Raw genomic sequence first — 5963 nt, 5'->3', positions numbered from 1 at the left:
GGAGGTCGGCGAGCCGGAGCCGATGCGCGCCTTCGCGGCGCGCCAGACGCTGGAGGCCGCCCAGGCGACGCCGATCGCACGCGGCGAGCAGGAGCTTCGGGTTCGGGTGAACGCGCGCTGGGCGCTTTCGCCCAACGAGCCGAGGTGACGGCCCGGTCACCCGCCGTTAACGCCGCCGCGTCATGCTCCGCCGCGAGAACCGCATGAAGCGGCTTCCGGAACGGTGGTTGGGGGACCATGACATTCGGGTTCGGGCGCCAGACGGCGCAATCGCAGCCTGTCCAGGCTGCGCCGCGGCAGGACGCCGCTCAGGTTCTGGATCACGCCACGCTGGTCGCGGCGCTCGACGCGCTGAAGCGCGGCGCGGCGATTGCGCAGTGGCCGGAAGGCGACGCCGGAGAGGCCCTCAAGGCCTTCGCGGCCGAGCTGGACCGGCGCGGCCGGCAGGATCTGGAGACCATCGTGGGCTTCGCGGCGCAGGCCGCCGCCACCGGTCTCAGCGTCGGCTGGGTCACGCATGACGTGCGCCAGGTCGCCGAAAGCACCTCCACCATCGCGGGCGCGGTCGAAGAGCTCGCGAATTCGATCTCCGAGATGTCCTCGATGGGACGCGCCGGCGCGGACGACGCCGTCGCCGCCCGCAACGAGACCACCGCCTGCGTCGCCGAGATGCGCCAGGCGGCGGGTTCGATGGACGCGATCCGCGATCGCGTCACCGGCATTGCGAACCGCATCTCCGTGCTCGAGGACGCCGTGCGCCAGATCGCCGATATGGCCGGCACCATCGAGGCGATCTCCAGCCAGACCAACCTGCTCGCGCTGAACGCCACGATCGAGGCCGCGCGCGCCGGCGACGCCGGCCGCGGCTTCGCCGTGGTGGCCAACGAGGTGAAGTCGCTCTCGGGGCAGACCGCGAAGGCGACCGAGCAGATCCGGGCCCGCATCGCAACGCTGATGGAAGAGACCGACGCGATCAAGCGCGCCACCGCGGAGAGCGCTGACGCGGTCGCGGAGGGCGAGGCCACGATCCGCGCCACCGGCGGCAAGGTCGAGGCGGTCGGGCAGCATGTCTCGGTGATCACGACGCAGATGCATGCGCTGGCCGAGGTGCTCAGCCAGCAGCGCGCGGCCACCAACGAGATATCGGAGAACGTCTCGCGCATCGCCGAGACCGCCAGCAAGACGCGCGGCGAGATCGACGAGGCGCTGGCCAAGCTCGTCGCCGCCGAAAGCGCGGCTGTGGCGGGCGTCGACGCCGCGGCCGGCAAGAACATCAAGAACTACGAACTGGCGCGGCTTGCGGCCGACAGCGCGATCGCGCACCGCCGGCTCGGGTCGATCCTGGTCGGGCTCACGCCGCCGACATTCGTGGCGGACGAATTCGCCGCCCGCCTCGACCGCTCCGGCGACCGTTGGCCGGAGCTGATCCAGCGCCGCGACGCGGTCCGGCAGGAAGCCGCCCGCATGATGGCGGCCGCCAAGGCTCAGGACTGGGCTACGGCCTCCGAGGCCTTCCAGCGGGCCGAGGCCGCGCTGGCGGCCCTCGAAAAGGCCGCCGTGCAGGAAGCCGCGCGCATCTGAGACGAAGCCCGGGCGCGGATCGCGGCCTTCGCCGCCTTCCGCGCCCTCAGGCCGCCGACCTCTCCACGGCGCGCGGGTTGATCTCCGCGACCGCGAGACCATTCAGCTTCTCATCCGTCGCCTTTTCCTCGGCGAGCGTCTGGCCGAGCAGATCCGCCACCTCGTCGAGGCCGCAGGCGTCCGCATAGGCGCGCAGCGAGCCATAGCTCGCGATCTCATAGTGCTCGACCTTCTGCGCCGCCGCGATCAGCGCCGCGTCGAGCACCTCTGGCGCGAGATCCTCCTTCAGCAGTTCGTCGGCCTCCTCCGCGAGGCCCTTCATGGCCTTGCACTCCTTCTCCTCCGGCTGCGTCTTGAGCAGCGAGAAGATCCGGTCGAGCCGCGCGATCTGCCCCTTGGTCTCTTCCAGATGGCTTTCGAAGGCGGTCCTCAGATCGGCCGACGCGGCGGCTTTGGCGAGCTTCGGCAGCGCCTGAGTGATCTGCCGTTCGGCGCTGTACACGTCGCTGAGCTCTTCGATCAGCAGGTCCTGCATCTTCTTCGCCATCTTGCTTGTCTCCAATTCTTCCTGGAGCCGGGAAACTCTGAGCCCTCCCGGTCTGTTCCCCACCGACGCCAAGCGCGGGCCGGCGCGACCCCTAAGCCCCGGCCGGCTGATCGATCGACCATCGCTAGCGAGCAGTACCCGGCGGCCGGGCCGTGTTTTCTGCAACAGACGGAATATTAAGCGAGACCCGAGGAAGAGCTCGTCCGGCGGATTCCGTTAATCCAAGGTTCAGGTCGACCCATTCATGCTTCGAGCATCAAAGGAGACACTGTCCATGTTCGGCAATACTAAGAAGACGATCGCAGTCGCCGTCTCGGCGGCGCTCCTGGGCGCGTTCGCGGTTCCGACCGTCGCTTCGGCTGACTCGCGCCACTGGGGTCGCCACGGCGGCGGCCATCATCACGGCTATTATCGCGGCCATCGCCACCACAACCATGGCGGCCGTACCGCCGCGATCGTCGGCGCGGGCGCGCTCGGCCTGATCGCGGGCGCGGCGATCGCCGGCTCGCGGCGCGGCGGAGACGATGATTGCTACCTGACCAACCAGCGCTACGTCGATTCGCGCGGCTACACCCGCGTGCGCCGCATCGAGGTCTGCCGCTGAACGATCAAAGGGTGGAGCCCCGCTCCACCCCGCCCTTCCGCGAGGACCGCGGGAGCCTCAGGTCGGACTGGTCATTTTCATCATGATCAGTCCGCCGGCGATCAGGGCCGCGGCGACGAGCCGGCCCGCGCTGGCGCTTTCGCCCAGCACGAACACGCCGACCGCGAACGCGCCGATGGCGCCGATTCCCGTCCAGAGCATGTAGGCGACGCCGAGCGGCAGCGACCGCATGGCGAGCGCGAGCAGCCCAAGGCTGCCGATCAGGGCCGCGAAGGTGACAAGCGTCGGCGTCAGGCGCGTGAAGCCGTCCGACTGCTTCATCGCGTAAGCCCAGACGATTTCCAGAAGTCCTGCCGCCAGCAGGTAGATCCAGGCCATCTCGCCCCCCTCTCCGGGAGCCGGGCCGTCCCGGACCTGAACTCCGCGAGGCGGAGGGAGGACGTGGCCTCTCGACGCGCTCGCCCTGAACACAGGGCTTAAGTCGGTGGTCGGAGTGGCAGGATTCGAACCTGCGACCCCCTCGTCCCGAACGAGGTGCGCTACCAGGCTGCGCCACACTCCGCCGACCGACGGCGGCCTTATAGGGGGCGGCGCGGCGCTCCGCAAGCGGCCCTCGCGACGCGACCGCCGCGGCGGCGCGGAAACATGCTGGAACCGGCGTTAATCCACGGCGTTTGTTGCAGGAACGCCGCCTCCGGCGACCAGCGAAGGGCTTTGCAAGATGGCGAACTCCAATTTCCCCGAGAAGGCCGACGAGCTGGCCGACAACATCTCCCAGAAGGGCCACGAGGCCGGTGCGAAGACCCGGAGCGCCGGCGCGCAGGCCGGTGATTCGGTCTCCAGCGCCGCGGACGAGGGCGCGCGTCGCCTGAAGGACACCGCCCGTCGCGGGGGCCACGCCTATGACGAGGCGATGGATGATCTCAGCGCGCGCAGGGCCTCGCTCGAGGAGACGATCCGGCAGAACCCGCTGGGGGCCGCCGCTGGCGCGCTTCTGGTCGGCTTCGTCCTGGGACGTTTCGTGCTCTGAACCGCCCGCGAGCCGGTCAAGCTCGCTTAGTGGGCGCGAGACGCCCCGCAGGAGTGACGACGATGGTGAACAAGAACACCGTTAAGGGCGCGGCCAAGGAAGCTGTCGGCAAGACCAAGGAAGCCGCCGGCAAGGCCACGGGCGACCGCGAGCTCGAAGGCAAGGGCAAGGGCGAGGCGGCCGCCGGCAAGGTGCAGAAGGCCGTCGGCAAGGCGACCACCGCGGTGAAGTCCGCGGTCAAGTAAAGCGCCTCAGGCCCCTCTCAAGGCTCCGCCCCCATCCTGACGCGGGGCGGAGCGGCGTCGCTGGCGGGCGGGCCCGTCAGCCGCCGCACCTCCTCGACCAGCGCCAGCAACGAGCTCCGCGACTTGGTGATCGCGACCTCGGCGTCTGCCGCGCAAGCCGGCTCGATGTCCTGCGCCGAAAACAGCAGCGCCGGGATGCGGTGCGGATGCGCGGCGGAGAGCTCGGGCAGCAGGTCCAGCCCCGAGCCGTCCTCGAGCGCGACGTCGATGATCACGAGATCGAAGCGTCCGCCCGCGAGTTCGCGGCGCGCATCGGAAAGCCCGGCGACCGAGACCACGTCCGCCATCGAGCTCAGGGCCGCCGACACGACCTTGGCCAGGTCGCCGTCGTCCTCCACGTGCAGAATGCGCGGCCGCAGCCCGTAGGGCCTCAGGCGCCGCCGGAGCAGGCCCGAGAGCCGGCGCATGTCGATCGGCTTCTGAAGCCAGGCGGCGATGTCGAGCCCGACCGCCCGGGCGTCGCGCTGTCCGAATGACACGTCGGCGGACACCACGACGACCGGAATGCGCGCCCCCGCGGGCGTCGCGCGAACCTCCTGGATCAGCCCCAGGCCGTCGCCGTCCGGCAGACGCAGGTCCACCAGCGCCGCGTCGACCTTCTGGGTCCTCAGCGCCTCCAGCGCCGCCCGGACGGTGCCTGCGGCGAGGCCGTCGAAGCCGGCGTCGCGCATCTGTTCGACCAGGATGGTGGCGACCAGCGGGTCATCCTCGCAGACGAGCACGGTCGGCCTAAGAAAGCTTTCCGCCGCCCGGCCCGCCGCGGAGGTCTCCGGCTCCGCGTGCCGCGGCAGCCGCACCTCGAATTCGGAGCCCTCGCCGGGCGTGCTGCGGAACGAGATCGCCCCCGCGTGCCGTTCGACGATCTCGCGCGCGATCGCGAGGCCCAGGCCGGTGCCGCCGAGCCGACGGGTGTCCGAGCCGTCCGCCTGGGCGAACTTGCTGAACAGGCGGGGCTGGAACGCCTCCGGGACGCCGGGGCCGCGGTCGCGCACCGCGATCATCACGATGTCGCCCTCCGCCGCCGAGGCGACCGTCACGGTCTCCCCGCGCGGCGAGAACTTGATCGCGTTGCCGACGAGGTTCGTGACGACCTGGGTGAGCCGATCCGGATCGCCGCGCACCATCAGGCCCCGGGCGCCCTCCGCCACTTCGACCCGCACGCCGAGATCCTCCGCATAGCCGCTAAGTCCTCCCACGGCCTGCTCGATCAGCTCGCGTACGAGCACCGTGCGGACCTCGAAGGTCATGCGGCCAGCCTCGATCTTCTCGATGTCGAGAATGTCGTTGATGAGCCGCACCAGCCGGAGGCTGTTGGAGTGCGCGATCGCCACCAGATGCCGGGCCTTGTCCCCGAGCGTTCCGGCGGCGCCGCCCGCCAGCAGGCCGAGCGAGCCGGCGATCGAGGTCAGCGGCGTGCGAAGCTCATGGCTGACGGTCGAGACGAACTCGTTCTTGAGCCGCTCGACGCGCTTGCGCTCGCTGATGTCGCGTGCGCTGACGAAAATCCGCTGCACGGTTCCGTCGGCCGCGAATTGCGGGGCCTGGACCATCTCGAACACCCCCGGCGCGCCCGAGGAGGTGACCTCGCGCTCCACGATCGAGACCCGGCCGAGCGCGATGGCGCGGCGGAGGTCGCGCTCGATCGCCTCCCCGCGCGCCTCGCCGAAGGTTTCGCGGGGGGAACGGCCGACGGCCTGGCTCGCGGGAATCCCGGACAAACTGGCGGCGGCGGCGTTCCAGGTCTCGATCCGGAACGCGCCGTCCGGCTCGACGGCCACGACGGCCTGCGCGTCGGGAGAATGATCGAAGAAGCCGCGGAACAGCGCCTCGGTCGCAGCGAGCCGGCGCTCGCGATCCTGGATCGCGGCGGCTGAGACCGCGAGCGCGCGTCCGAGG

The 5963-nt window shown here is 70.6% G+C and carries 7 protein-coding genes and 1 tRNA gene; 4 read left to right on the top strand and 4 right to left on the bottom strand.

The window, feature by feature from the left end:
• The first annotated feature begins 237 nt into the window (after positions 1-237).
• Complete coding sequence (locus ACIKT0_RS11875; protein WP_407105543.1) at positions 238-1581, top strand: methyl-accepting chemotaxis protein; 1344 nt, start codon at positions 238-240, stop codon at positions 1579-1581.
• 46 nt (positions 1582-1627) lie between these two features.
• Here ACIKT0_RS11875 and ACIKT0_RS11870 read toward each other — a convergent pair whose 3' ends face one another.
• A complete protein-coding gene (locus tag ACIKT0_RS11870) occupies positions 1628-2128 on the bottom strand; it encodes a YciE/YciF ferroxidase family protein (protein WP_407105542.1) in 501 nt (166 codons plus the stop codon).
• Between the two features lie 274 nt (positions 2129-2402).
• On the opposite strand from ACIKT0_RS11870, the gene ACIKT0_RS11865 reads away from it, so the two are divergent.
• Complete coding sequence (locus ACIKT0_RS11865; protein ID WP_407105541.1) at positions 2403-2732, top strand: hypothetical protein; 330 nt, start codon at positions 2403-2405, stop codon at positions 2730-2732.
• A 57-nt stretch (positions 2733-2789) separates the two neighbouring features.
• Here the strand turns inward: ACIKT0_RS11865 and ACIKT0_RS11860 are convergent, their stop codons facing one another.
• Together ACIKT0_RS11860 and ACIKT0_RS11855 are read right to left on the bottom strand one after the other, a co-directional pair.
• Positions 2790-3110, bottom strand: a complete 321-nt coding sequence (locus ACIKT0_RS11860) for a DMT family transporter (RefSeq protein WP_407105540.1) — start codon at positions 3108-3110, stop codon at positions 2790-2792.
• Positions 3111-3217: 107 nt separating this feature from the next.
• A tRNA-Pro gene (locus ACIKT0_RS11855) sits at positions 3218-3294 on the bottom strand.
• A 159-nt stretch (positions 3295-3453) separates the two neighbouring features.
• Between ACIKT0_RS11855 and ACIKT0_RS11850 the strand changes: the two genes are divergently transcribed.
• Complete coding sequence (locus tag ACIKT0_RS11850; protein WP_407105539.1) at positions 3454-3762, top strand: hypothetical protein; 309 nt, start codon at positions 3454-3456, stop codon at positions 3760-3762.
• A 62-nt stretch (positions 3763-3824) separates the two neighbouring features.
• On the top strand, positions 3825-4007 hold the full coding sequence (locus ACIKT0_RS11845) for a CsbD family protein (protein WP_407105538.1): 183 nt from the start codon (positions 3825-3827) through the stop codon (positions 4005-4007).
• A gap of 17 nt (positions 4008-4024) precedes the next feature.
• Here the strand turns inward: ACIKT0_RS11845 and ACIKT0_RS11840 are convergent.
• Positions 4025-5963 (bottom strand): ATP-binding response regulator (locus tag ACIKT0_RS11840; RefSeq protein WP_407105537.1); only part of this gene is annotated, 1939 nt, incomplete at its 5' end.

The organism is Hansschlegelia beijingensis (assembly GCF_045505405.1).
Lineage (GTDB): Bacteria > Pseudomonadota > Alphaproteobacteria > Rhizobiales > Methylopilaceae > Methylopila > Methylopila beijingensis_A.
The sequence above is the reverse complement of the archived record's forward strand: the minus strand, read 5'-3'. Positions and strand labels throughout refer to the sequence as shown.

Excerpts from the sequence above, each read along its gene's own strand:
- ACIKT0_RS11870 (WP_407105542.1), bottom strand. The coding sequence starts at position 2,128 with ATGGCGAAGAAGATGCAGGACCTGCTGATCGAAGAGCTCAGCGACGTG.
- ACIKT0_RS11860 (WP_407105540.1), bottom strand. The coding sequence starts at position 3,110 with ATGGCCTGGATCTACCTGCTGGCGGCAGGACTTCTGGAAATCGTCTGG.
- ACIKT0_RS11850 (WP_407105539.1), top strand. The coding sequence starts at position 3,454 with ATGGCGAACTCCAATTTCCCCGAGAAGGCCGACGAGCTGGCCGACAAC.
- ACIKT0_RS11875 (WP_407105543.1), top strand. The coding sequence starts at position 238 with ATGACATTCGGGTTCGGGCGCCAGACGGCGCAATCGCAGCCTGTCCAG.
- ACIKT0_RS11845 (WP_407105538.1), top strand. The coding sequence starts at position 3,825 with ATGGTGAACAAGAACACCGTTAAGGGCGCGGCCAAGGAAGCTGTCGGC.
- ACIKT0_RS11865 (WP_407105541.1), top strand. The coding sequence starts at position 2,403 with ATGTTCGGCAATACTAAGAAGACGATCGCAGTCGCCGTCTCGGCGGCG.